A 25,503-nucleotide genomic window follows, 5' to 3' on the forward strand; every position below is an offset into this window, starting at 1 on the left:
TCATCCCCTTTTTCAATGTTTCATTTATCTTTCGTTTAAAGGAATATATCTTTGCTTCGCTGCAACATTTTTATATGCAGGACGAATAATTTTACCACCACTAACTATTTCTTCAATTCTATGGGCACACCAGCCTGGGATTCTAGCAATAGCGAAAAGTGGTGTATATAATTCCCTTGGAATATTTAGCATATCATAAACGAAGCCAGAGTAAAAGTCCACATTAGCAGTTCTTACATCTGTAATACCTCTAACCTCAGCTAATATATTAGGTGCTAATTTCTCTATATCAAAGTATAGATTAAGCTCTTCTTCCATGCCTTTCTCTTTAGCAAGCTCTGTTGCTTTTTCCTTTAGTAGTACTGATCTTGGATCAGATAAAGTATATACAGCATGACCAATTCCATATATTAAGCCTGATTTATCGTAGGCTTCCTTTTTAACTATCTTAACCAAATAATCCTCTAACAGCCTCCCATTCGACCAATCCTTAACATTTCTTTTAATATCATCCATCATATTCATTACTTTAATATTTGCTCCACCATGCTTAGGCCCTTTTAAAGCCCCTACTGCGGCTGCGATAGCAGAATATGTGTCTGTGTCTGTAGATGATACTACATGAGTTGTAAAGGCTGAGTTGTTTCCGCCCCCATGCTCCGCATGAATAATTAAGTTTAAATCCAGAATTTCTGCCTCTAATTCCGTATATTGATTATCTGGCCTTATCATATATAAAAAGTTTTCAGCTGTACTTAAATGCTCCTGTGGCAAATGGATATATAGGCTTTTATTATCATAAAAATGGGCTTTTGCTTGATAACCATAGGCCGCCATAATTGGAAATCTTGAAGTCAACTCTATACTTTGTCTTAATACATTAGTAATTTCGATGTCATCCGGATTATTATCATATGAATAGCAGGTTAAAACGCTTCTCGCAAGTTTATTCATTATATCTGAGCTTGGGGCTTTTAGAATCATATCCTCTGTAAACCCATGGGGCAATGTCCGGTATTGACCTAGTATTTCATTGAAAGTTTTTAATTTACTCTCATTAGGTAATTCACCAAAGATTAATAAATATGCTACCTCTTCAAACCCAAAACGTTTCTCTTGTTTATACCCCTTAACTAGCTCACTCACTTCATAGCCACGATAAAAAAGTTTTCCTTGCTGGGGTATTTTTTCTCCATCCACCATTATGTAGGCATGTACTTCCCCTATTTCCGTTAAACCAATTAATACACCAGTTCCATCTTCATTTCTTAATCCTCTTTTTGTATTATATCTTCTATGAAGTTCCGGAGCAATTGTGTTATTTATCTCCACAATAGAATACTGCTCATCTATGAATTTCTGTAAATCTACCATATAAATTTACCCCCTAAATAAATTCTTTATATTCTAAATTCCTTATATTTATTTATATATATGCTTGACCTCATTATAAAAATGAAATAATTTATACATTAACTTCTATATTTATATCTAAACACATATCAACTCAAAAAATGTTTGTTGTTGTATTTATTGATATTTTAACATTAAAGTCCTTTTGAACAAATTATTAAAATATTGTATTAACTGAAATTTTTATAATTGTAAATTTCATTTTATTATAATCTATTAAACTATAGTAATCAAGTCTTTTATTAAACTAAATGTAGTTGCTATATAAAGGTTACTATCACATTTTTTTCTTACACATATTATTACCAAATACATATAATAGTACTTACCACGCTATAAAAGACTTTAAAAAAAAAACAACTTCGAAAAGTTGCTTTTATAAATTATTCTTTAATTAGACTCACTATTCTTTCTTTCACTTTACTTGGCAGATTATACTCAAGATAATTACCTAACACATTTTTATTAACATTACCTACACTATTAAAGTATTGTTCAATTAGTTCTACCTTTTCATCTCTATTAGGAATTAATTGGTATATAACAAACCAGTCTTCTAAAGAAGTTAATGGGATGTTAACTTCTCTGTATTTTATCCTATCCACTATGGATGTCTCATCAAAATTATAATTAAAAATCCCTGCTTCATGTCTAATACCAAAACCACTCATTATATCTACATTTACGTTGTTGACAACATACTTATAAAAATATTTTGTAGTGTATAGACCCTTCCCTAAAACTTCTGTATTCTCACCCATAGTTTCCATGACTTTAATTACAGAATCTAAATCTTTTTCATGAACAAAGATATCAATGTCCTTAGGAGCTCCTACAAGATTATAGTGCTTTAAAACTAAGGATCCACCTAAAGCCCATAATATTTGTTTTTCATTTAGTTCTTTAGCTATTTTAATTAGTGCCCCTTTCATTATAACCACCCAACTAATTATTATCTATTTTAATTAAAACCTTGAAGTCAATATAATCAATCGTAATAGTATTAGATGACTTATCTCTGTAACCACTTACATTATTAATTAAATACTTCACAGTGATATTATTAAGCTTATCTTCGAACATCATTTCATTACTATCTAACTCATACTTATCTCCTGCTATAATTGCAAAGTTTTTAGCTATATCATCTAAGGCCTTAGTATATACGTCTACATTACCCTTTCTTAGTTTAAAAATTCTATTTTCATTGTTATATGAAACAAACATATTTTCCTCTAGCATTTCCATATTAACTACCCTATATGATGGTATTTCTATAAAATAGTTATAGTCCGAAACATTAATAATTCTTCCTTCTTCCTTCATATGATATCTAAAATATTCCCTTTGATCGTATGGTCCACCCCAATGATATGTTATCTGAAAACCTAATGCATCTTCAATATCCTTGATTTCATAACTATCTGGTATTACCCTCATATCTTTGAGTCTATGCATACTATTAAAATATATAACAATTGAGCTTATTTGTTGTTTATCCTCTTGTGATATTTCTGAAGATCCCTGAGTAATTTGACCTTGACTAATCATATCATATTTACTCAGTAATTTCTCAAACCTATTATTCTGACTAATCTTTGAAATAGAATAGCTACTTATAGGGCCATATACTGATATGATAGAGACTACAATTAACGCCATAACTATATACACATTTCTTGTTTTATTTCTAAAAGCAAAATAAATCATAGTACCAGCTATCCAAATGCCCGTAACAAAAACATAATATCTGTTCTCTGTAATTCCATATGCATTAATACGAATACTAATAGATATAAACATCATAAGTAGTATTGGTATTATGGTCTTTGGAAAATATGATACAAATGTATTCACCCATCTATTTGAATTTCTTAATGGATAAACCAATATAATAACCGCTGCACTAACAATCGAATACCATAATACAAGATGTGATACTAGCCCCTCAGGCCACTGTCTTTGAACTAATATCTTTAAGAAATATACATACAAGATAGAAGTGTAAATAACTATTATAGGCATAACAATGTATAATAGTAAGGCCCTTAATATTTTTGAATAATCATCATATATTTGGTCTTCTTCATAATTAGGAATATCAGCCAAAAAGTATGCAGGTGCAAATATACCAACGACTATAAGCCATATATCAAAATATAATTCATACGATAAATTAAGATTAAATAACGTATTTATTGTGAATAAAGTAAACGCAAGGCCTAAAAAAAGTATGACACCGTATAAATAGGTAATAAATAATCTAGTAAGTAAATTTACTAAATAGAGCTCATAGTGTTTTTTTCTATTATAATAAGGTATTACAGTAAATAATAAATATAAAGCTAAGGTTGTTCCTATATACCTTGTACCAGTAACTAAATTAAATTCAGAAAGTAAAAATTTATAATATAGCCCTAAAGCCCCAACAATGCCTGCTAAAAATATAATTCTTTTACTAAGGATACCATTCACCCTCTCTATGTATACCTTCATACTTAAGGAAGATGGTATTCCTAGGGCAAAAACCATAGCTATACGTCTAAAAGACTCATGATTAGAATAGTTTGTATGATTTAAGGCTATCAATGTAAATACTGTCGCTGTTGCAAAAACCAAGGCTTCAGGAAAACGTTTTAAACTCATTGATAATTTTATTATTAAAGATTTAAAAAGCATACTTATTTTATTCTTCATTATTACACACCTCCATTTTTTTGCTAATCCCGCTGTAGATAACCTTTTTCCACGGCATCATTTATTAATTTCAAAGCAAAGTCCCATAACAATGGAGAACCTTCTTTTATATGTTTATTTCTCTCTATAACCTTACTGACTTTAATCCCATGCTTATTCCATGAAATTCCTTCTGTATAGTAGTTATTTAGCATAGGCTGTAGCCTATCCAAAGACGCTGCAAATTTAGCTTCAGATGTTTGCATTTCTTCAAACTCTTCCCATAAATCTAGCATTTCCTTAGCTTGTTTTTCTGGCAATATATTAAATATGCGTTTCGCTGCTTTTTCCTCTCTTACCCTTTTATCCTTATTACCAATCACATCATAACAATATGTATCTCCCGCATCAATTTCGACAATATCATGTATTAGTACCATCTTTATAACCTTTAAAATATCAACATTAGGATCATTAGCAAAATCTTTAAGTAAAAAAGCCATAGTAGCTAAATGCCACGAATGCTCCGCATCCCCTTCATATCTAGATTTGTCAGTCAAAAGAGTCTGCCTATATACACTTTTTAATTTATCTATCTCTACTATAAATTTAATATTGCTTTGCAACTCATCTATTGTCAAATTACCAACCCCTTTCTAAACTATAAAATTCTACAATATAATTCTACTCCTATTTTTAAAAGTTGTAAAACAATAGAAAAAGTGTAGGGTGTGCCTACACTTAACAATTTTTACTTCTAAACTATTATTTATTTGATTTTCAATATATTTTAAAACCATAATTTTCTATAAGTGGAAATAAATTATCGAATATAAACTACTAAAAATTATATGAGCACTTCTTCATAAACTTCATAAATGCAACCATCAATGCTATAGATGCTATTAAAATTCCCATAATGTAAAATAGATTTATTACAGGAATAAACATAACAACAAAGCCAGCTAGGGAGGCTATGCTTAAAACTAAATACTGATTCCATCTTTTATCGGCCTCAGCATATATATCATCAAAAACACTTTCTTCTCCTGCTTGCTCAGCCATTTCTTTAATACCCATAAATAAGTGATATATAGTCAATAGACCTAACACAAAAGCCCCTATACCTACAATAATTCCAAAAGCCCCGTAGTACCCCAAATTAATCCCCGTCTGTTGTTGAACCTGGGGTTCATAAATTTGGAACAATGATAAAAATATTAAAATAAAATTATATTTTTTTGCCTTACTAAACTGAAAACTACTTTCTATTAAAAGGCCAAAACCCATGGCAAATAAAATATATCCTACTATATCAGGTAAAATATCAAAACCTGCTAATCTAAAATCAAACATTATAAATAGAAAACCCCAATACAATTTATTAAAACCCTCTTTATTCAAAGCTACTCCCCCTTTTTAGTCATTCTACTAAAAAATGCTATAGAAATTTCTGAAGCCAACAAATACTATCCTCTAACATTTTAACAGTTTTATAGTGGTCTAAGCCAGGTGATTCTATTAATTGGATATTATTGCTACTTCCATAGCTATTTCTAACTTCCTTGTAAAAATATCTTTGGGTTTCTATAGAAACTTGAGTGTCACTGTCCCCATGTAAAAGTAATATTCCTCTTGGATAAAACTTATCCTTATTTTTTATCGGATCATTTTCCTTAATATACTTCATCTGCTCTTCAGTTGTAAATTCAATATTATGTAGCTTTCTAAAACAATACTCTGCATTCTCCCAAGCACATGCGCCATTCATATTAATAATACACTTAATATTGCTATTATTTGAAAATATTCCACTACTTATAAATCCACCCATAGAGCTCCCAATAACCGCAATTCTATTCTCATGAACCCCAAAGTGTTTAATTGCCTTATCAATTAGACCTTTAGATTCTTCTACTGTTTCAAAAACAACTCTCCAAAAGTTATCTCTAAAAGCTTCAATCTTTTCATAATCTAATAAGCCTCTTTCCCCATGATCTACAGCATCGGGTACTATAACCCTGTATCCATGGTATGCTAAAACAGTTGCTATAAATTTAAAATTTTCTTTGTTTGATGACCAACCGTGATATAAAAAAACCGTTGATAGATCCCCTTCTTCAAAACTAGGTTTAATATGTATACAAGGTACACCATTTATATTTACTTTCGAAATGTCAATTAAAGATTTCATGTCCACCATCCAACCTCCTTTTTTATACTTTTATATTTTAACATATATAGATATTTTCAACAAAGTACTTGTAGGATTGATATCTTTTAATAGGTTTCACTATTTAATTTTCCATTAGACTATATTTTTTAAAAATAATTTTTAAATTTTAAATATCATATATATTAATTTAATAATTAACCATAATAAATTATAAGTTGTATTACAATATTATGTTAAAGGGTGATATAGTTGAAACGTATTTTCATATATGTAAGTTGCTTTATAATGTTTGCATCAATATTTTCAGGATGTAGTAGTAAACCAACATATTCAACATTAGAAGAAGCAGTTAAGAGCAACATTTCCTCCCATCAAATTGAAATTCTTAACGTGTGTAAAGAAACTAATCTAGTGTTATGCTACAATAAGTACCACTACATTTTAGGGGGATATAATTATAATAATGGGAACTATGATAACTTTAAATTAATTAACAAAATAGATACTTGTAATTCTGAAATAGTCGTTGAGACTGAGTATATTAAAGAAGTTGGAAACGTTATCTGGGGAATACTTAACACTGAAGATCAAGTAGAAAAGTTTATAATAGAATATTTAAACGGCGATACAGAGCAGGTTACTGCCATTAATAATACATTTATTTCCTCTATGCCAGATTCTCTTCAGGATACGGATCCAAATAAATTAAGAACTCAAATTCTTAACGTATATGCAGTAAATGAGTCAAATAATATTCTAGGGAAGCTTAAAACTTATAATATAGCAGATCCTATTATTGTAATGGTTAATTAGACCAAAAAGAGAGACCTCGGTCTCTCTCGAATACAAATTATAATATTATAATTTAGTACTATGGAATTCTTTATAATCTACTGATTCAACCTCGTTATTTTCACCAAGTATTACAACTCTAGGTTCATGCTTTCTTGCTTCTTCCTCACTTAACCAAGTGTAAGCAAGAATGATTACTTTATCTCCAGGTTGAACTAATCTTGCTGCAGCCCCATTTAGGCAAACCATTTTGCTTCCTCTAGGTCCCTTAATAACATATGTTTCAAGTCTTGCACCATTGTTATTATTTACAATTTGAACTTTTTCATTAGGCAAAATATTTGCCAAGTCCATTAAATCTTCATCAATCGTAACACTACCTACATAGTTCAGGTCTGCTTGTGTAACTGTAGCTCTGTGAAGTTTAGATTTAAACATATTTAATAGCATTTTGATTATCCCTCCATTATAACGTTATCTATTAGTCTAACTTTCCCTACCTTAGCCGCTAAAGCAATTAACACTTTTCCATTTACTGCTTCAATTGGTTCTAGCGTGTATCCATCAACAATTTCTATATAATCTATAGCTACTAGTGGCTCTTCTTCAATAATAGATTTAATCAATGATTGTATTGTACCAACATTTTTTTCACCTTGCAATATTTTTTCTTTAGCAGTCCTCAAACTTCTTGATAATACAAGAGCTGCCTTTCTGTCCTCAGAAGTTAAATTAACGTTTCTAGAACTCATTGCCAGGCCATCTTCTTCACGTACAATTGGACACGGTACAATTTCAATATCTACGTTTAAATCCTTCACCATCTTTTGTAGTACAGTAAGCTGTTGTGCATCCTTTTCACCAAAATATGCTCTATGAGGCGCAACTATGTTAAATAATTTTGTAACAACAGTTGTAACGCCTTTAAAATGTCCTGGTCTCGATGCACCACATAGTCTTTCAGTAATATCACTAACTTCAACAGTAGTTTTTGACCCCTTCGGATACATTATATCTACCGTTGGATGAAATATTAAATCTGCTCCACCATGTTCAGATAGTTTCGAATCTCTATCTAAATCTCTTGGATAAATACTATAATCTTCATTTGGACCAAATTGAGTTGGATTTACAAAAATACTAACTACAACGAAGTCATTTTCTTCTTTCGCCTTTTTAATTAGTGAAACATGACCTTCATGTAAAAATCCCATTGTTGGTACAAATCCGATTGACTTACCTTTAGCTTTTTCAGCTTTTACAATATTACGTACTTCTTCTACTGTAGAAACTATCTGAATCATTAATCTCCCTGCCTTTGATTTAAATTATTTATTAGTAAAGTTTTTTTAGAGTTTCTTCATCTATAGCAAACGTGTGTTTTTCCTCTGGGAATAAGCCTTTTTTCATTTCATCTATATAAGATTGAACTCCACCTTTAATACTCGCTCCTACTTCACTGTATTTCTTTACAAATTTCGGAGTAAAATCAGTGAACATTCCTAACATATCTTGAGTTACAAGAACTTGTCCATCGCAATACTTTCCTGCACCAATACCTATTGTTGGTATGTTAACACTTTCCGTAACTATTTTCGCAAGCCTTTCAGGAACACATTCTAATACTATAGCAAAAGCTCCAGCCTTTTCAAGTAATTTTGCATCTTCTATTATTTTTTTAGCCTGAGCCTCATCCTTACCCTGAACTTTGAATCCACCCATAACATTTACGGATTGCGGGGTTAATCCAAGATGCCCTATTACAGGGATTTGTGCTTTAACGATAGCTTCAACCTTATCAATTACTTCTAAACCACCTTCAAGTTTTACTGCATGAGCATTTCCCTCTTGAATCATTCTACCTGCATTTCTAACAGAATCTTCAACGCTAATATGATAGGATAAAAATGGCATATCAGCTATAACCAACGCTCTTTTTGCTCCTCTTGCAACAGCTTTAGTATGATGTATTATATCATCAACTGTGACTTGCAGAGTATTTTCATATCCAAGTACAACCATACCCATAGAGTCTCCTACAAGGATACTATCCACCCCTGCTTCGTCTATAAGCTTGGCCATTGAATAATCATAAGCTGTTAACATAGATATCTTATCACCATCTTTTTTTGCCTTTATAAAAGAAGCCGTTGTAAATCTGTTCATTTTATCCCTCTTTCCAAATATTTTTCATTTTTTCAATAGTTTTAATATCTTTTATTTTCTCTTTACTAGCTAAATCTACAGTCGCTTTTCCAAGCACACTATAAATTTTTAAGAGCTCAGGTAACTTATTTTCAATTTCCTCTAAATGATGCTCTACTGTTTTCAAATCACCTCTTGCTATAGGTCCAGTCAAAGCACTTGCTGCTCCAAGTTTTCTTACATTCTGCAAACTACCAGATACTAAAGGATATAAAGCTTCAAAGCCCTTCTTTTCATCTATACCAACAGCTTTCATAAATGATACTCCAACATCCATTAATGTAACTAAATAGTTTGAAACAATGCATGCTGCTGCATGATATAGTACTTTGTCTTCCTTACTGATTATAAAGTATTCATTACCGCATTTTTGAATTAAATTAATTACATCATTTAACTTTCCTTCATCACCTTCAATGCCAAAAGGAGTTTTATTTAGATCTTCTACTGCCTTATTTACGTCAGCAAATGCCTGTAGGGGATGAATCGAGTAAGTAAAACACTCTTGGTCCCTCGCGCTCTTTAATATATTAGAGCTTGCAGCTCCACTCATATGAGCTACTATTTGTCCCTTTTTAAAGCCCACATCTTTTGCAATGTGATTGCATACTTCTTCAATAGCATCGTCTGGAGTAGTAATAAATACCAATTCACATTCCTTTATTAAGTTTTTAACACTATCGAAAGCAACTGAATTAGTAAGCTCTGCTGCTTCCTGAGCAGAAGACAAACTTCTACTGTAATACCCTCTTACAGATATTTCGTTTTTTGCTAAATACTTCCCAAAGCTTTTAGCAACTTTACCTGCTCCGACAAACCCAATAACCATGAACGTTCTCCTTTTGCTTATATATTATTAAATGTCTAGTTGCTCCACTGGTCTAACCAATCAAAAGTGCAAAAAAAATTATACCCTTTCTGAGCATTACAGAAGAGGGCATGAGAATTTATATTTATGGTGACTTTGTCTCGGTCCTTCAAGGCTCAGAGCAATACCTATTAAGTTATAATTACATTTTCATAATAATGGTATAGTTCTACGATACTATCCAAAAACATATTAACACAAGTTTATTTTAAAAACAATAACCTTATAACTAAATTTTCATCAACATTTTTCCTCTTTTTTCTTCATTTTTTTCATTTAATATATAATTAAATATGAGCCCTTTTATATGAGCAACTCGAACTACTTCAAACAAAAAATATTTGCTTCTAGTATTAGTATCTGGTATTATAATCTTATAATATATCTTATTAAATCTAATATAAGGGGTGTAATTAAATGTCTAATATTCAAATTATTACCGACAGTACATCTTACATAAATAAGTCCTTTGTTGAGGATAAAGGTATTGTAGTGGTTCCTCTATCTGTGCATTTCGAAGGAGAAATTGAAACAGAAGGTTTTGTTGGAGAGTATGAAAGCTTCTTTAATAGATTAGCTAATGCAAAGGACTTTCCTACAACATCACAGCCTTCAATAGGTGCTTTTGTACAGGAATATGAAAAAGCAATTGAAGAAAATAAAGAGATTATTGTTATTACAATTTCATCTAAATTAAGCGGAACTTTTAATAGTGCTAATTCTGCTGCTAAAATAGTTGATGAAAGTAAAATTTCAGTTATTGATTCAGAATCAACTGCATCAAATCTTAAGGCCTTTGTTGAAATCGCATTAAACATGATACAAAAAGGCCATACTAGAGCTGAAATAGTAAGTAAAATAGAAGAACAAAAGAAAAAGTCCAGCATATGCCTTACGGTAGACACACTAGACTATCTACAAAAAGGTGGTCGTCTTTCTAATACGGGAGCATTCTTTGCTAACCTACTAAATATTAGACCTATTATTGCTTTAGTAGATGGTAAACTTGAGGGCGTTGCTAAAACCCGCGGAAAGAAAAAGGCAATGGAAAAAATGATAGAGCTTATTCCTCAAGATGCTTTTAGAATAAGTGTCGCTCATATATATGCATTGGATGAGGCACAAGCTGTAAAAGAGACTTTACAAGAAAAGTTTCCTAACGCAGTAGTTACTATTGATGATTTAGGTCCAGTTGTTGGAGCCCATTTAGGTCCAAAGGCATTAGGTCTCTGTTATCTTTATTAAAGATCATTTATAATAAAACCCTAAAAAAAATCTATTCAGTTTTCTTCAGCAATTTGAAGAAATTGAATAGATTTTTCCCTTGTTATAGGTTGTATTTCCACATCATCAGTAAATTTTATATCATAATTAATATTGTCACGCTGCATTAGCTCAAATAAAACAGTCCTATAATCTATATATCTTCTTAAATTCTGTGTATCCCCAATAACTCTAATTACATATGGCGGTGCAATTGGTGTTGCATTAACATTAATATGGTTTCCTGCTAAAACAATATCACTTCTATTAATGATTCTATGATTATTAATAGAAATAACCTCCGCCCCAAATACCTTAAGTTCATTAACAAGATTTAATAAATATCTTCTTTGTTCAACAATGTATGCAATATTATCATCGGTTGAACCTTCAATTGTTATAATGACTCCAGGGCCCTTTACATTTACATTTCCAGCTATTAATCTATATCCTCTTACTTGAGCCTTTAAATTCGATAGAATTAAGTTCTCTGAACTGCTCTCTTCCTCATATTCATCTACTTGCTGTCTTAGTTGAACTATTCGAGTACGCATGTCCTCATTTACTTTACGCAAATCTATTATTTCCTGATCTTGAATTCTATTTAAAGGTGACCCCGGTTCATCAGGTACATTAAAATCCTGCTCTAACTGTAGAACTAAGGCAACCCCAACAATTATAAAGGACAAAAGTATAATAATATGCATCCTTATATTATTCAACTTTATCACTTCCCCTAGTTAAAAATAAATTTATAATATTAATTCAATAATAAGCTCTAATATAAAATTAGTCAATGTAACAATATAACAGACTTTAAAAATTTGGAAGGTCCTAAGACCTTCCAAGATGAGTTAAAGATTTTTCAGCTTCTTCAATCATTTTCTTTACCATATGTCCACCAACATAACCAGCATAGGTTTGATTTTCTAGACCTAGTTCTTTGGCCATTTCATACTTAAAGGACATTAGTGCCTGTTTAGCTTCTGGTACTACTGGGTTTTTTCTAGTTGACATTTATATCACCTCAGTAGTATTCTAACTCGCAATTTTTTATTTATGTTGGAATATTATGTATTTATAACTTAACTAAACCTAATTTCTCTCTTACTTCCACCATAGTTCTCTCTGCTATTTCTCTCGCTCTTTCTGCTCCGCTTTTATATATTTTTTCTAAGTAATCACTATTATTCATGTACTCTTCATATTTTTGCTTAAACGGACTAATATAATCAACGATTAGTTCCCCAACGTCTGTTTTAAATGCTCCATACCCTTTGCCCTGGTATTTTGCTTCAACCTCTTCTAATGTAAGATTTCCTAGCTTTGAATATATAGTCATTAAATTTTTAATACCTGGTTGTTCATCCCTGAACACTACTTTATTTTCGTTATCAGTTACTGCCCTTTTAAATTTTTTAATTATAACATCATTAGGGTCTAGTAGATATATGGTACCGTTTACATCATCATCAGATTTAGACATTTTTTTAGTAGGCTCTTGTAAACTCATTATTCTAGCCCCTACTTTAGGTATGTATACTTCTGGAATTTCAAATATATCACCATAAACATTGTTTAATCTCAAAGCAATATCTCTAGTTAACTCTAAATGCTGTTTTTGATCTTCCCCAACCGGAACAAGATTTGTTTTATATAATAATATATCTGCTGCCATAAGTGCTGGGTATGTAAATAACCCTGCATTTATGTTATCCTTGTGTTTATCAGATTTTTCTTTAAACTGAGTCATACGATTTAGCTCACCCATATATGTATTACAGCTTAAAATCCAACTCAATTCAGCATGCTGAGGCACATGGGATTGAAAGAAGATGATATTTTTTTCAGGATCTAAACCACTAGCTAAATATTGTGCTAAGAAAGATAGATTGGCTTGCATAAAAGCTTTCGGGTCATGTCTTACTGTTAATGAATGTAAATCTACAATAGAGTATAGACAATTATAGTCTTTTTCTAAGGCCTTCCAATTTTGTATAGCTCCTATATAATTACCTAGAGTTAAACTCCCTGTTGGTTGAGCACCACTAAATATTACTTTTTGTTTTTCCATTTCTCTTCATCCTTCCCTATAGTCGTTCTTCTAATTCTTCAATGCGTTTTTCTAGTTCTCTTATTTTTTGAATAAGGTAGTCCTCATGTTGGATAGCTGGTTTATCTTTTCTGCTAAAATGGCGAAGTAACAGTACAGTTATTACAACTGGTACAGTTAATAAAGCCAAAACTAATATTAAATTAAACATTTGAAACAATATGGCTGACAATTAAGTCTCACATCCTTAAGTAAGATAATAAACATATTATAACATAACTTATACAAATTTTCTGGAAATATAATCTATTCAGCAACTAAATTTCTTTTTTATTAATATTTTATTTGATATAATTTGTATTAATAGAATTGTCTAATTTTAATATAATATGTATTTTTAAGTCTACTAAGGGGTGAATTTATGAAGGGAACAGTGGTTACAACTTGGCTAAACAGCTTAAAAGCAATTTATGGTAACGAAACTTTTGAAAAAGCATTACTAGCAGTAAACTGGGATAAAGATAGGATTATAACACCACTAGAGGATATTCCAGATAATGAAATTTTCAAAGTATTTGATTCTATTTCAAAAACAATTAATAAGCCAGTTAATCAAATTTGGCGAGAAGTCGGTAGGCAAAACATTAGTTCTTTTCAAAAATGGTTTCCATCATACTTTGAAAGATATAGCTTAAAAGGCTTTCTAATGATGATGGATGATGTACATAAACAATTGACTAAGATGGTTAAGGGCGCTAACCCTCCAGGCCTTATTGCAAAGGAAATTAACAATAAAGAAATAGAAATAAGATATGTTTCATCAAGAGGATTATTTGATTATTTTTATGGCCTATTAGAAGGCAGTGCTGCTTATTTTAACGAAAAGTTTGAATATAAGGTTATAGATTCTGGAAAAACAACTGACAACAAACATTATGCGGTAGTAAATATAAAGTTAGAAAAATCCCCGGATAAAATCGTAAATATCTCAACTTCATCAATCTTAGGCTTAGGGGTTATTGAAAGTATTCCTTTTAAAATAAGTTTTATACCTTCATTATTTTTGTTTGCAATGTTAATGTTAGTAGACAATCCATTAAATATTGGGTTTAAACTTGCAATACCAGTAAGCTCCTTTATTCTCACATATATTGTTGGTATGATAGCTACAAAACCTAATGATGTTGTAAAAGATGAAATAAATAAATTTAAATCTTTGGATTTGGGTAGCAAAACTACATTGACTACTAAAGACTCATATTCAGCTCTGCTTGATGTGTTAAATGAAGCAAAACACACTATAAAAACAGATTTTCTTTTCCTCAAGGGTGGAACTGATGATATGAGTAGTTTTGTTCACGAATTCTCATTAATAGCAAATAATATGAAGGAATTATCAGATTCCATTTCAGGTGTGGTACACGAAGTAGCCATGAGCGCAACTCATCAAGCAGAGGAAACAGAAAGATCTGTTGCTACACTTGATCAATATATAACTACATTGAATAAAATAGTTGAAGAAGAAACAGATAGTAAAAATCAACTAGAAAGTTCAATTGAAAATCTTGAAATGTCCTTTAGAGATGTACAGTCAGTAACTAAAATGATAAATGATGTAAAAAACAACTTTGCAAATGTTAATCGCCAAGGAAAAGACTTATCTTCTCAAGCATCTAAAATTATGCATATTAGCTCAACAGTAGAAGCCATTGCAGATCAAACTAACCTTCTAGCACTAAATGCTGCTATTGAAGCTGCTAGTGCCGGAGATGCAGGTAGAGGATTTACTGTTGTTGCTCAAGAAATTAGGAAACTAGCTGAAGATTCGAAAGATGCAGTAAGTGAAATAAATAAAAATCTTGTATTTTTCATTAAACAAATTGAAGGGTTTGTTAATGAAATTCAAACACAATATAATAACTTAGAAAGCAGTAATGCCACTTTAGATAAAGTAACAATAAACAATCAGAACTCTACAAATCAAATAGTTGGAGTTTCAAATATTATTGTAAAACTTATAGACCAATTGTCTACAGAGACAAATAAATTGACAAATGTTATAGAGAACATTCACTCCTTAGCAGCTATTTCAGAGGAAAACTCAGCTGCATCTGAAGAAATGAGTGCAACAGTAACTCAATATTCGGAAAAGGTTAAGGATTTGACTGATAATGTATCTATGCTTGAAACCTTAACTAATAACTTTAGATTAGAATTAAAAAAATATAAGATTTAATAAAAAAGATTAGACAGCAGGTTAACTGCTGTCTTGTTGTTTTTCTAGCCTAATAAACTATCAATTTTTGCTTTATCAAAACCTAGTACCATTTCTCCATCGATTTTGATAACTGGAACTGCCATAATACCTTTTTGCATTAACTCTTTTCTTGCCTCAGGGTCTTTTTGAACATTTTTCTCTACGAACTCTACCCCTTTTTCTGCAAGGTAATCTTTAGCTGTATAACAGTGGGGACATGTAGTACTTGTGAAAACAACAACTTCTTTTGCCATAATTTATTTCCTCCTTAATAATAACTAAGTTTTTAATATCGTATTTTTTTATGCCTTTTAATATTATATTAGTATCACTAATAAATATATCATATTTTACCATATCATACCTAAATGTATTACCCTATTTCAATAATTTTTTCAACAATTGCTTCTAAATCCACTTTCCTATTTTTAAGTCTGCTTTCTAAAGCCATTTCATTAATGTTCGCTCTTGGGTCTAGTTTACCAACTTTAGCTGTTTTACACCCAACACTAATTCCAGCAGTTATATCTGTTTCCATATCTCCTACCATCCAGCTATTTTTAAAATCTATATTGTACTTTTCAATTAAATATAGTATCATTCCTGGTTCTGGTTTTCTGAACTTACTCGGTTTTTTAAAATCTGGACAATAAACTATCTCCCTAATTTTACAATACCCTATTAATTGTTCCTCTAAACAGTCGTGAATCTCTTTTAATTTTTCATGAGTAAGATGTCCAAGCTCAATACCACCTTGATTTGTAACAACGAAAACTTCATATCCCACATCAAAAGCTTTTTTCAATGCTTCCTTAACTCCATCATACAACATAAGCTGTTCAGGTTTATTAACATGCTGCTTATTTACATTCAAAACTCCATCTCGATCAAAGAAAATAGCTTTTTTCATTTGTTCCTCCTAAAAATATATCTATTATATTATTTTCAATAATACTAATAAATATGTCATTTTCAATTTAAGAGTTTAAATTTATTTCACCACTTTCAATTCTTCTAACTAAATCTTTTACCTTCTCTTCAATTATTTTAGCCGTATTAATAAATTCCTCATCACTTTTTCCAGATGGATCATCTAATCCCCAATCTTCCGAATGTCTAGATGGTAGAAATGGACAAGCAACATTACAGCCCATTGTAACGATAATATCTACTTCTGGTATATCATTTAGTAGCTTTGAATATTGGGTTTCATTCATATCAATACTATATAAGTCCTTAATTGTTCTAACCGCATCTTGATTTATCTGGGGCCTTAATTCCGTACCTGCTGAATATGATTCGAAAACTTCTCCTGCAAAATGCTTTCCTAAAGCTTCTGCCATCTGTGATCTACAAGAATTATGCACACATATAAAGCCTACCTTTGGTTTCATAAAAAATCTCCTCTCTATTCTATATACTTAATATATTTATATTGATGTTGGTTCTTTAAACCAATGTCTCGTTCGATTTGCAATTCTAACTAATGCAAGCATTACTGGAACTTCTACTAACACTCCAACAACTGTGGCCAATGTCGCACCAGACTCTAACCCAAACAAAGATATTGCAACAGCTACGGCTAATTCAAAGAAATTACTAGCTCCTATCATTCCAGCTGGGGATGCTATATTATGAGGTAACTTCCAAGCTTTAGCCCAGCCATAGGCAAGAGCAAATATAAAGAAGGTTTGTATAGTTAGAGGTATTGCTATTAATAAAATGTGTAATGGATTACGTAAAATAACTTCACCTTGGAAAGTAAATATAATAATTAGGGTTAATAATAAACCTACTATAGTAACATTATCAAATTTCTTTAAAAACACGTTTTCAAAATAATCTAATCCTTTATGTTTAATAATGTACTTTCTAGAAATATATCCACCTGCTAAAGGGATTACTATAAATAGAAAAACCGATAAGAACAAGGTTTCATATGGTACTACTACATTGGTAATTCCTAATAAAAAAGCAACAATCGGAGTAAATGCTACTAGTAAAATAAGGTCATTAACTGCTACTTGAACTAATGTATAGGCAGGATCTCCTTTTGTTAAATGACTCCAAACAAATACCATAGCTGTACATGGTGCAGCTCCAAGTAAAACTGCCCCCGCTAAATAATCATCTGCTAATCCAGTTGGTATTAGGTGACTAAAAACTACTTTGAAGAAAAAGGCAGCAATTATATACATAGTAAAAGGTTTAATAAGCCAGTTAGTTACACAGGTTACAATGAGTCCCTTTGGTTTTTTAGTTGCTTCTACTATACTTGAAAAATCAATCTTTAGCATCATAGGATATATCATTAGCCATATAAGTATAGCCACAGGTATTGATACATTTGCTCTTTCAAACTGACTTAAGGTTTCTGGAACAACCGGAAGAAATTGTCCAACAGCTACACCTATAACAATACACAGGGCTACCCATAGTGTTAAATACCTTCCAAAGAAACCTAATTCTGCACCTGTATTTTCTTGTTTCTTAGCCATTTTAGTCACACTCCTTAAAATTATTTATAATTGTATCATCACTGCATACAACGACACTTTGTATGAACTCTGAAACCTCTAACATTTTTTCTTTATTAACGGAATAGTGCATCCATCTTCCCTTTTTTTCGCAATTAACTATTCCTGCTTGTGTAAGTATTTTCATATGATGAGATATAGTAGGCTGTGTCAAATCTAGTTGCTCTTGTACTTCACAGGCACATCTTTCACAACCTGAAATAAATTTTAATATTTTTAAACGTCCTTCATCCGATAACGCTTTAAATATCTCTGCATAGTCTTTCATTTCATATACGTCCTTCCTTATATTTAATTTTATTCCTATTTGAGTATTTTATAGACACATTTAAATGTATCTATGTATAGAATATAAAAAACATAGATAGTTGTCAATATATATTCTGTTAAATTATTGCTTATAATAAAATTTATTATATGTCTTATATATTAATTTATGTATACATACCATCTAAAGTAAAAGTGCCTCAATAGTATTGAGCCACTTTTATTATTTATAGATTTAGTTTTCTGGATTCTCAGGGTTTTCTGGGTTCTCAGGATATTCTGGAGTCTCTGGGTCTTCTGGAGTCTCTGGGTCTTCTGGAGTCTCTGGGTCTTCTGGAGTCTCTGGGTCTTCTGGAGTCTCTGGATCTTCTGGAGTCTCTAGATCTTCTTCAACTATGTCTAACAACCTTTTTGCAATAGTTACTGACTCTGCTCTAGTAATGTTATCCGTAGGTCTTAATAAATTATTATATCCTACAACAATTTCATTTTCTATACAGAAAGCAACTGTATTCTTAGCCCATGTACTTACTTGATTTCTATCTGTAAATTTGCTTAATCGTGCTTCTTTAGCTTCCGCTGATATTTCTGTATCCATTCCAGCAAATTTCGCAGCATTTGTAATTATTGTAAATGCCTCTTGTCTAGTAATTGTTTGGTTAGGCTTAAATACGTCTCCATAACCTGCTACAAGTCCATAATGATAAGCACTAACTATATTTTCATAGTACCAACTTCCTGTAGCTACATCTTTAAATGGAATCTCGCTTGTATGAGGTTCTAAATCTAAAGATTTAAGAACAATAGTAGCAAACTCAGCTCTTGTAATATTTCTATTAGGCTCAAAACTTCCGTTTCCTACACCATTAACAATATTTCTAGCTGCCATTTCTTCAATAACATCTTTAGCCCAATGGTTATTAATATCATTAAACACTACTACTTCTTCTGTTTCTTCTTCATCTGCTTCTTCTTCACCTTCTTCATCTTCTTCGTCTGTTTCTTGTTCTTCGTCTATTTCTTCCTCTGTTTCTTCTTCTTCAACGGTTCCTTCTTGCTCAGTTACTTCTACAGGCTCATTTCCTGTTTCTCCTGCTTCAGCAAAGGAGAATACTGATACACCTGGTACCATTAAAGCTAGAACTAATAACAACACTAATGCTTTTTTAATAGAGGGCATAATCCCTCCTCCTTTCTTTTTTGTGATAGTAGTTTTTTAGTTAATCTATAACAAAATCCTAAGGATTAATGTTATCAACTTGATAATAATGCTCAATATTAAGGATTCAGATTTATATATGTATTAGAGACTATTTTGATATATGCATCTTGAGTTTGCGAGCATCATTTCTAGACTCAATTGTATAATACATTATCCTATTGTTCTATTTGTAATATATGGGCCAATTAGTAATTAATTAAATTAGAGTATATATATACTTTTTATGTAATAATATTTACTCCTTTACCACTCTTTTCTCTCCAAGATGTTGGATGTAAAATTAAGTATTTTGCAAGTACGGGTTTTAACCAAATAAGATCACCTACTTTTTTGAAACCATGTTAAATACAGAACCAAATCTCCTGGAATTTTATTCTTTAGTTTTAATTAAACTGTTTTTACATTTAAAAAATCTTATGTAATATAATAACTGTTGTATTCTAATAGGATTTATATTAAAATATTCCAGTTGCATAAATACAATCTACACAAAAGGAGACAAAGAATAAAATGATAAAACAAAATTCTAAATTTAGTACTGGAAATTTGTTAAGATTTCTTATACCTTCAATTATAGGTGTAATTCTTTTCATGACTCCAATTTCATATTTAGGTGAAATTACTATTCCTGTCGCTATTTTTTCAAAATACGTCCAAAATTTATTAGCAGACATATTACCAACAATCATTACAATATTAATATGTTCAACAGCAATTATCAGCTTAATAACTAGTATCTTTAAACCATCATATACATTAAATAAATCTTTTTTAAAAGGATTATTTCATGTAACTACTTTTTGGTTAATGATGAGGGTATTCGGTGCATTATTTGCAATCTCTACACTATTAGAAATTGGACCGGAATTTATTTGGTTTGAGTACACTGGTGGGTTATTGTTATTAGATTTACTACCAATACTATTTGCTGTATTTTTATTCGCAGGTCTTTTCTTACCTTTACTATTAGAGTTTGGGTTATTAGAATTTTTCGGTGCTTTACTAACTAAAATAATGCGTCCTATTTTTACACTCCCAGGTCGCTCTTCGATTGACTGTGTAGCTTCATGGCTAGGAGATGGGACTATTGGAGTTATTTTGACTAGTAAGCAATATGAAGAGGGTTACTATTCAGAAAGAGAAGCTGCTGTTATAGGGACAACCTTCTCTGCAGTATCTATTACATTCAGTTTAGTTGTAATTTCTCAAGTAAACTTAGCACATTTGTTTGTTCCATACTATTTAACTATTATTATTGCTGGTATCGTAGCAGGAATCATTATTCCTAGAATACCACCCTTATCTAAAAAGCCTAATAACTACTATGAGAATACAAGTAACAATATTAATGAAACGATCCCTAAAGGATTTACCTCATTCCAATGGGGATTAAATCAAGCTATTGAAAAGGCAAGTGAAGGAATGTCTCTAAAGCAATTCATGAAGGGTGGAATGAAAAACGTTTTTGAAATGTGGTTTGGAGTTATGCCTGTTGTAATGGCATTAGGTACAATAGCTCTAATTATCGCTGAATTTACTCCATTGTTTACATGGTTAGGTATGCCTTTTATTCCCATTCTAAATCTGTTACGTATACCTGAGGCCACAGAAGCTTCACAAACATTAGTTGTAGGATTTGCAGATATGTTTCTTCCCTCAGTAATTGGTGCTAGAATAGAAAGTGAGTTAACTCGTTTTGTTATTGCTACAGTTTCTGTAACCCAATTAATTTATATGTCAGAAGTTGGTGGATTACTATTAGGTTCTAAGATTCCGGTTTCAATCAAAGACTTAATACTTATATTCATACAACGTACTTTAATTACTTTACCAATCGTTGCTTTAGCTGCTCATATTATATTTTAAATAATTAAATTATTTAAATGAATGCAAATTTCTATGCACAAAAGGTAGATCCAGGAGATCTACCTTTTTTATATGTAATACATATTAAATACAAATAAACGTAAAAATCGAGGGAATTTAACCCTCGATAATTTAATTATTTATTTCTAAGCTGTAGCCTTTTCTAGATCTTTTTCCTTAACCGATTTACCGAATACATGAATAATACCAGCAATAACAACTATAGCTACTGGAAGAACTAGTATTACAGGTAAACCTAATCCAACTGGAATATATCCAAATACTACTGTAACAAGCGCTACCGTTAAAGCATACACTATTTGAGTTTTTACGTGATCCATATGATCACAGGCAGCCCCCATAGAAGATAGAATTGTTGTATCGGATATTGGTGAACAATGATCTCCGAAAATTGCTCCTGTTAAAACCGCCCCAACACACATAATTATAAAGTTTTGATCTGGATTTATTGCAAAAGCTAATGGAATTGTTAATGGCATTAAAATACCCATAGTTCCATAAGACGTTCCTGTCGCAAATGAAATAGCAGACCCTAAAATAAATATTAACGATGGTAAAATAAACGCTGGCAATGCATCTCCTAGTTTAGAAACTAAATACCAGTTAGTACCTAATTCTTTAATTACACCAGACAATGACCAAGCTAGTAATAATATAACTCCTGTAATTACAAGGGATTTCATACCTGTAATCCAAGTTTCAATTCCTTCAGAAATAGTAAATATTTTTTGCCTTATACCCATTACTAGGGCAACTATACTTCCAAATAACGCAGCCTGGAATAATACTATACTCGCATCAGACGCCCCAAAAGTTTCTCTAATAGCAGCCATTGAAAGTGGCGCGTTTTTAATCATCTCAATCATTTCTGGATCTTCAAGCAATTCTAAATAACCGTTATAATAGAATCCAGCAAAAGCAGATATTATTAATACACCAATAGGTATAATAGCATTCCAAACACTAAGCTTTGTGCCTGGTTTTGGCTCAAGGTCTGTGGCTTCTTCTGTTGCCATAGGCTTTGCACCATCGGCTAAAACCTTACCTGTTGTTCTTGCACGTTTTTCTGCATTATACATTGGACCAAATTCTTTTAAAAGCACAGCTGATATTACTATAAATGCTAAAATTAATATGTTGTAGAAACGATATGGAATTGTTGAAATAAACACTCCATATGCATTAACCTCTTGCCCTATACTTCCATATGCATCCTTTATTAATCCAATCTCATAACCTATCCACGTAGATATTAATGCAAGTCCAGCAATTGGGGCCGCAGTAGCATCAATAATAAAAGCTAGACGTTCTCTAGAAATTTTCATTTTATCTGTAACTGGTCTCATAATTGGACCAACGATTAATGCATTTGCATAATCATCAAAGAAAATAAATAAACCTAATACCCAAGTTACTAATTGAGCACTAATAGGTGATTTTGCTCTTTTAGCTAAGGCCTCAGCTACGGCCCTTGCACCACCCATTTTAGAAATTAATGCTATAAGTCCTCCAATAGTTAAACACTGAAGTATAATACCCGCATTCCAAGAATCCGCTAAAGAATCAATAATATAACCAATAATACCTAAAAATCCTTGAACAAAAGCTCCGCCAACACCATAATCATTTAATCCTAAAATAAATGCACCTGAAAATACCCCAATAAATAATGAAATTACAACATTTTTAGTTGCAAATGCTAAAACGATAGCTACTCACGGGGGAATTAATGTCCATATACCAAATTTGTCAGCATTCATTTGAGCATCAGAAGCATAACTAGTTGCAGATGATAAAAGTATCATTAAAACAGTTATAAATAATGCTTTTCTCTTCACTCTGTTTCCTCCTTTGTTTTATATAAATAACCTATCCACTTCCAATCGTAAAAATAAAAAAAACCTTATGCTATTGCAAAAGGTTTAGAGCGCAAAGGGTATGTTGTAAATCCTCTATGCATCCTTATTAATTCAATAGCGCCCCACAAATAACATTGTGACAGTTTTACACATATTTTGAGTAAAACCAATATATAGCCTTAAAGCAATCAACTATATATTTCGGCAACATTTCCTTTCTTTAAGCTTCACAGTCGCTTCACTCCACTTAAATACTATTAAATATTGCACCTCTATTTAGAAATGGAAATAAATTTTATACTTATAATATTTTATCATTGTTAGAAAGTTAGTGTCAATCAACCAAGAAATACACGAAATAGTCAGAATATTTTAGTAATATAAAAAGGAAACCTAGCCCAATTAGATTTCCTTTAATATTTATATTATTTTTTCTTCTTCTTAGGGAAGTTTCCTTTGTTTCCGAAATTTTCATTGGAACCACCGCGAGGCTTCTTGTTACGATCATTTCTATCACCGCGGTCGTTTCTATCGCCACGGTCATTTCTATCGCCACGGTCATTTCTATCATTTCTATCATTTCTATCGGACTTATTATCAGATCGACCTTTATTTGATCTATGTCGTCCGCCACCACTACCTTCTGGTCTTGGCTTCTTAGTTCTAAGAGGGGCCTCTTCGGTAATCATTACCGCTGCTGTATTCGGTTCCTTTGTCATCATTTTTAATGCAGCTGACACTAAGGTTACAGAATCAGTTTCTTCAAGTAATTGTTCAGCTATAGCTTTGTATGCTTTAAGAGAATTCTCTCTTACAATTTGAAGTAATTTTTCTACAGCTAATCTTTGTTGACCTTCTATAGCCTCAGCGAAAGAAGGAATAGGCTTTTTATCAATCTTTCTTTTAGCAACTCTTTCAATAGTTTTTAGGAAGCTAATCTCTCTAGGAGAAACAAAAGTTGTTGCTAAACCTGTATTACCAGCTCTACCAGTTCTCCCTACCCTATGAACATAACTCTCAGGATCTTGAGGTATATCAAAGTTATATACGTGAGTTACTCCAGAAATATCCAGACCTCTTGCAGCCACATCTGTTGCTACCAGCACTTCTATCGTTCCCTCTTTAAACTTACGCAATACGCTATCTCTCTTACTCTGTGTTAAATCCCCATGTATACCTTCTGCACCATATCCTCTTTTAGATAAAGCTTCTGATAGTTCGTCAACTCTTCTTTTAGTTCTTCCAAAGACAATTGCAAGCTCTGGACCTTGAATATCTAGCAAACGACAAAGAACATCGAATTTTTGTTTCTCTGGCACTTCTATATATTCTTGTACTATGTTCGGTACAGTTATCTCTGAAGATTTTACAGCAATAAATTCAGGCTCACTCATAAATTTATGCGCTAATGCTTGAATTGGTTTTGGCATTGTTGCTGAGAATAGTAAGGTTTGTCTTTCTGTTGGCACTTCTTTTAATATTGTCTCTATGTCTTCAACAAAACCCATATTTAACATTTCATCAGCCTCATCTAATACAACTAAGTTGATTCCTTTAAGCTGGACAGTTTTTCTTCTCATATGGTCCATAAATCTACCAGGTGTTGCAACAATAATCTGTGGGTTCTTTTTTAAAGCCTTCATCTGCCTATTTATGTCTTGTCCACCATAAATAGGCAGTGCACGAATTCCTTTTATATTTCCAATTTTGTTTAGCTCCTCTGCAACCTGCATAGCTAACTCTCTAGTCGGCGTTAAAACCAATCCTTGTATTTGTGGATTATTACTATCTGCCTTCTCAACAAGTGGAATTCCAAAGGCTGCAGTTTTTCCAGTTCCTGTTTGTGCCTGCCCAATAACATCTTTTCCTTCTAGTGCAGTAGGAATAGTCTGTTGTTGAATAGGTGTTGCTTCTTCAAAGCCCATATCTGTAATGGCTTTAAGTATTTCTTTACTAATTTCAAACTCTGCAAATGTTTTCAATAATTATCAATCTCCTTTTATTTCAATAAAACTAAACTAGTACAGT

27 protein-coding genes and 1 riboswitch are annotated in these 25,503 nt (G+C 31.6%); of the genes, 4 read left to right on the forward strand and 23 right to left on the reverse strand.

Annotated features, from left to right (window positions below; translation table 11 throughout):
* Positions 1-24 precede the first annotated feature (24 nt).
* From HZR23_RS01875 to HZR23_RS01900, 6 genes are all read right to left on the reverse strand, one after another.
* On the reverse strand, positions 25-1,374 hold the full coding sequence (locus tag HZR23_RS01875) for a citrate/2-methylcitrate synthase (RefSeq protein ID WP_132848143.1): 1,350 nt from the start codon (positions 1,372-1,374) through the stop codon (positions 25-27).
* Between the two features lie 422 nt (positions 1,375-1,796).
* Complete coding sequence (locus tag HZR23_RS01880) at positions 1,797-2,345, reverse strand: nucleotidyltransferase family protein (RefSeq protein ID WP_132848142.1); 549 nt, start codon at positions 2,343-2,345, stop codon at positions 1,797-1,799.
* Positions 2,346-2,358: 13 nt separating this feature from the next.
* Complete coding sequence (locus HZR23_RS01885) at positions 2,359-4,110, reverse strand: DUF4153 domain-containing protein (RefSeq protein WP_132848141.1); 1,752 nt, start codon at positions 4,108-4,110, stop codon at positions 2,359-2,361.
* Positions 4,111-4,133: 23 nt separating this feature from the next.
* The gene (locus HZR23_RS01890) at positions 4,134-4,730 is read right to left on the reverse strand and encodes an HD domain-containing protein (RefSeq protein ID WP_165913661.1); all 597 of its coding nucleotides are present in this window, start codon (positions 4,728-4,730) and stop codon (positions 4,134-4,136) included.
* Between the two features lie 199 nt (positions 4,731-4,929).
* On the reverse strand, positions 4,930-5,493 hold the full coding sequence (locus HZR23_RS01895) for a hypothetical protein (RefSeq protein WP_132848140.1): 564 nt from the start codon (positions 5,491-5,493) through the stop codon (positions 4,930-4,932).
* 37 nt (positions 5,494-5,530) lie between these two features.
* Entirely contained in the window at positions 5,531-6,292 is a 762-nt protein-coding gene (locus HZR23_RS01900) for an alpha/beta fold hydrolase (protein WP_132848139.1), read from the reverse strand.
* Positions 6,293-6,514: 222 nt separating this feature from the next.
* On the opposite strand from HZR23_RS01900, the gene HZR23_RS01905 reads away from it, so the two are divergent.
* The gene (locus HZR23_RS01905) at positions 6,515-7,078 is read left to right on the forward strand and encodes a hypothetical protein (RefSeq protein ID WP_132848138.1); all 564 of its coding nucleotides are present in this window, start codon (positions 6,515-6,517) and stop codon (positions 7,076-7,078) included.
* A gap of 45 nt (positions 7,079-7,123) precedes the next feature.
* Here the strand turns inward: HZR23_RS01905 and panD are convergent, their stop codons facing one another.
* Genes panD through HZR23_RS01925 form a run of 4 tightly spaced genes read right to left on the reverse strand, consistent with a single transcriptional unit; the run spans position 7,124 to position 10,091 of the window.
* Positions 7,124-7,507 carry an aspartate 1-decarboxylase gene (gene panD, locus HZR23_RS01910; RefSeq protein ID WP_132848137.1) on the reverse strand — a complete coding sequence of 128 codons (384 nt, stop codon included), beginning with the start codon at positions 7,505-7,507 and terminating at the stop codon, positions 7,124-7,126.
* A 5-nt stretch (positions 7,508-7,512) separates the two neighbouring features.
* Complete coding sequence (gene panC, locus HZR23_RS01915) at positions 7,513-8,361, reverse strand: pantoate--beta-alanine ligase (protein ID WP_330571407.1); 849 nt, start codon at positions 8,359-8,361, stop codon at positions 7,513-7,515.
* Positions 8,362-8,392: 31 nt separating this feature from the next.
* Positions 8,393-9,223 (reverse strand): 3-methyl-2-oxobutanoate hydroxymethyltransferase, encoded by an 831-nt coding sequence (panB, locus tag HZR23_RS01920; RefSeq protein WP_132848136.1) that lies wholly within the window; start codon positions 9,221-9,223, stop codon positions 8,393-8,395.
* Between the two features lies 1 nt (position 9,224).
* Positions 9,225-10,091, reverse strand: coding sequence for a Rossmann-like and DUF2520 domain-containing protein (locus HZR23_RS01925; RefSeq protein WP_132848135.1), 867 nt, complete (start codon positions 10,089-10,091; stop codon positions 9,225-9,227).
* A 456-nt stretch (positions 10,092-10,547) separates the two neighbouring features.
* On the opposite strand from HZR23_RS01925, the gene HZR23_RS01930 reads away from it, so the two are divergent.
* Positions 10,548-11,375, forward strand: coding sequence for a DegV family protein (locus HZR23_RS01930; protein ID WP_132848134.1), 828 nt, complete (start codon positions 10,548-10,550; stop codon positions 11,373-11,375).
* 35 nt (positions 11,376-11,410) lie between these two features.
* On the opposite strand, the gene HZR23_RS01935 is transcribed toward HZR23_RS01930, so the two are convergent.
* From HZR23_RS01935 to HZR23_RS01950, 4 genes are all read right to left on the reverse strand, one after another.
* Complete coding sequence (locus HZR23_RS01935; protein WP_213050305.1) at positions 11,411-12,100, reverse strand: DUF881 domain-containing protein; 690 nt, start codon at positions 12,098-12,100, stop codon at positions 11,411-11,413.
* Positions 12,101-12,227: 127 nt separating this feature from the next.
* Positions 12,228-12,410 (reverse strand): alpha/beta-type small acid-soluble spore protein, encoded by a 183-nt coding sequence (locus tag HZR23_RS01940; protein ID WP_132848132.1) that lies wholly within the window; start codon positions 12,408-12,410, stop codon positions 12,228-12,230.
* Between the two features lie 61 nt (positions 12,411-12,471).
* On the reverse strand, positions 12,472-13,467 hold the full coding sequence (trpS, locus tag HZR23_RS01945) for a tryptophan--tRNA ligase (protein ID WP_132848131.1): 996 nt from the start codon (positions 13,465-13,467) through the stop codon (positions 12,472-12,474).
* 16 nt (positions 13,468-13,483) lie between these two features.
* Positions 13,484-13,678 carry a hypothetical protein gene (locus tag HZR23_RS01950; RefSeq protein WP_132848130.1) on the reverse strand — a complete coding sequence of 65 codons (195 nt, stop codon included), beginning with the start codon at positions 13,676-13,678 and terminating at the stop codon, positions 13,484-13,486.
* A 189-nt stretch (positions 13,679-13,867) separates the two neighbouring features.
* Between HZR23_RS01950 and HZR23_RS01955 the strand changes: the two genes are divergently transcribed.
* On the forward strand, positions 13,868-15,682 hold the full coding sequence (locus tag HZR23_RS01955; protein WP_132848129.1) for a heme NO-binding domain-containing protein: 1,815 nt from the start codon (positions 13,868-13,870) through the stop codon (positions 15,680-15,682).
* A 44-nt stretch (positions 15,683-15,726) separates the two neighbouring features.
* Here HZR23_RS01955 and HZR23_RS01960 read toward each other — a convergent pair whose 3' ends face one another.
* From HZR23_RS01960 to HZR23_RS01985, 6 genes are all read right to left on the reverse strand, one after another.
* Positions 15,727-15,957, reverse strand: a complete 231-nt coding sequence (locus tag HZR23_RS01960; protein ID WP_132848128.1) for a glutaredoxin family protein — start codon at positions 15,955-15,957, stop codon at positions 15,727-15,729.
* A 119-nt stretch (positions 15,958-16,076) separates the two neighbouring features.
* Complete coding sequence (locus HZR23_RS01965; RefSeq protein WP_132848127.1) at positions 16,077-16,613, reverse strand: D-glycero-alpha-D-manno-heptose-1,7-bisphosphate 7-phosphatase; 537 nt, start codon at positions 16,611-16,613, stop codon at positions 16,077-16,079.
* Positions 16,614-16,680: 67 nt separating this feature from the next.
* Positions 16,681-17,097 (reverse strand): arsenate reductase ArsC, encoded by a 417-nt coding sequence (locus tag HZR23_RS01970; protein ID WP_132848126.1) that lies wholly within the window; start codon positions 17,095-17,097, stop codon positions 16,681-16,683.
* Between the two features lie 36 nt (positions 17,098-17,133).
* Positions 17,134-18,201 carry an ACR3 family arsenite efflux transporter gene (gene arsB, locus HZR23_RS01975; protein WP_132848125.1) on the reverse strand — a complete coding sequence of 356 codons (1,068 nt, stop codon included), beginning with the start codon at positions 18,199-18,201 and terminating at the stop codon, positions 17,134-17,136.
* 1 nt (position 18,202) lies between these two features.
* A complete protein-coding gene (locus HZR23_RS01980) occupies positions 18,203-18,508 on the reverse strand; it encodes an ArsR/SmtB family transcription factor (protein WP_132848124.1) in 306 nt (101 codons plus the stop codon).
* A 234-nt stretch (positions 18,509-18,742) separates the two neighbouring features.
* Positions 18,743-19,687, reverse strand: coding sequence for an S-layer homology domain-containing protein (locus tag HZR23_RS01985; RefSeq protein ID WP_132848123.1), 945 nt, complete (start codon positions 19,685-19,687; stop codon positions 18,743-18,745).
* A 552-nt stretch (positions 19,688-20,239) separates the two neighbouring features.
* Here HZR23_RS01985 and HZR23_RS01990 point away from each other — a divergent pair.
* Positions 20,240-21,595 carry a YjiH family protein gene (locus tag HZR23_RS01990; protein WP_243098194.1) on the forward strand — a complete coding sequence of 452 codons (1,356 nt, stop codon included), beginning with the start codon at positions 20,240-20,242 and terminating at the stop codon, positions 21,593-21,595.
* A 146-nt stretch (positions 21,596-21,741) separates the two neighbouring features.
* On the opposite strand, the gene HZR23_RS01995 is transcribed toward HZR23_RS01990, so the two are convergent.
* From HZR23_RS01995 to HZR23_RS02000, 3 genes are all read right to left on the reverse strand, one after another.
* Positions 21,742-23,100 (reverse strand): Na+/H+ antiporter NhaC family protein, encoded by a 1,359-nt coding sequence (locus tag HZR23_RS01995; RefSeq protein WP_330571406.1) that lies wholly within the window; start codon positions 23,098-23,100, stop codon positions 21,742-21,744.
* 231 nt (positions 23,101-23,331) lie between these two features.
* A complete protein-coding gene (locus HZR23_RS17965; RefSeq protein ID WP_330571405.1) occupies positions 23,332-23,454 on the reverse strand; it encodes a hypothetical protein in 123 nt (40 codons plus the stop codon).
* Between the two features lie 128 nt (positions 23,455-23,582).
* Positions 23,583-23,758, reverse strand: a riboswitch (Lysine riboswitch).
* A 142-nt stretch (positions 23,759-23,900) separates the two neighbouring features.
* Positions 23,901-25,457, reverse strand: coding sequence for a DEAD/DEAH box helicase (locus HZR23_RS02000; protein ID WP_132848122.1), 1,557 nt, complete (start codon positions 25,455-25,457; stop codon positions 23,901-23,903).
* Positions 25,458-25,503: the final 46 nt, after the last annotated feature.

The sequence above is a fragment of the Serpentinicella alkaliphila genome (assembly GCF_018141405.1).
Taxonomy (GTDB): domain Bacteria; phylum Bacillota; class Clostridia; order Peptostreptococcales; family Natronincolaceae; genus Serpentinicella; species Serpentinicella alkaliphila.